This is a genomic window from Kitasatospora sp. MBT66 (assembly GCF_000710405.2).
Lineage (GTDB): Bacteria > Actinomycetota > Actinomycetes > Streptomycetales > Streptomycetaceae > Kitasatospora > Kitasatospora purpeofusca.
On the sequence record NZ_JAIY01000004.1, the window covers coordinates 349,907 to 350,726 of the forward strand.

General features: G+C 74.3%; 1 protein-coding gene. It reads left to right on the forward strand.

All coding sequences use genetic code 11. The features are described from left to right. Positions 1 to 168 precede the first annotated feature (168 nt). A partial coding sequence (locus BI06_RS46070) for a transposase (RefSeq protein ID WP_149030333.1) occupies positions 169 to 820 on the forward strand: 652 nt, incomplete at its 3' end.

Here is an 820-nt window from a genome sequence, read left to right on the forward strand (position 1 = left end):
CCGTGCCGAACATTTGACCGTGTGCGTTGCGCGGCCGTCGGCCACCGGGATACCGGAATTCGCCAAAGCGGTTCCGGGGCGCGGAGGGGAGTCGGAACAAAGCGATCGTTCACTATCCTCCCGAGGACGGCACCTCACGGCACCACACCACCCCGGGGAGCTCATCACATGGACGCGCAACCCCTCTCACCGGTCGGCGAAGCCGCCGTCTCCCGGTTCGCCGAGCAGGTCTTCGCCCATCTGGGCCGGACCGACCAGCGTCGCTGGGCCAGGGCCTATCTGCAGGGACTGCTCGCGGCGCCCGGCCGCAAGTCGCTGGCCAACATGGCCGCCAGCCTGACCAGCGGGCCAGCGGCCGCGGCCACCGTCTCGCTCTCGCTCCAGCAGTTCATCAACGGCAGCCCCTGGGACTGGCGTCCGGCCCGGCGGGTGCTCGCCGAACTGGCCGCCGGGCCGCGCCCGGTGCGGGCCTGGACCGCCGGGCTCGCGGTCGTCCCCAAGCGCGGCGACCAGGTGGTGGGGGTCCATCGGCGGTTCGATCCGGCGACCGGCCGGACCGTCAAGTGCCAGGCCGCGTGCGGTCTATTCGTCGCCACCGACCGGGATGCCGTCCCGGTGGACTGGTCGCTGCTGCTCGACCCGAGCTGGACGGACGACCCGCAGCGGCGCGCCCGGGCCCGGATCCCCGGGGAGGTCGCCCCGCTCCCGGCGGGCGAGTTGCTGGTCGGGATGGTGGACCGGCTCGCCGCCCACCATCCGGTGGCGCCGCTGGTCGCCGGCCTGGACGCGGCGGACGACCCGATCCGGCTGGCCGCCGCGC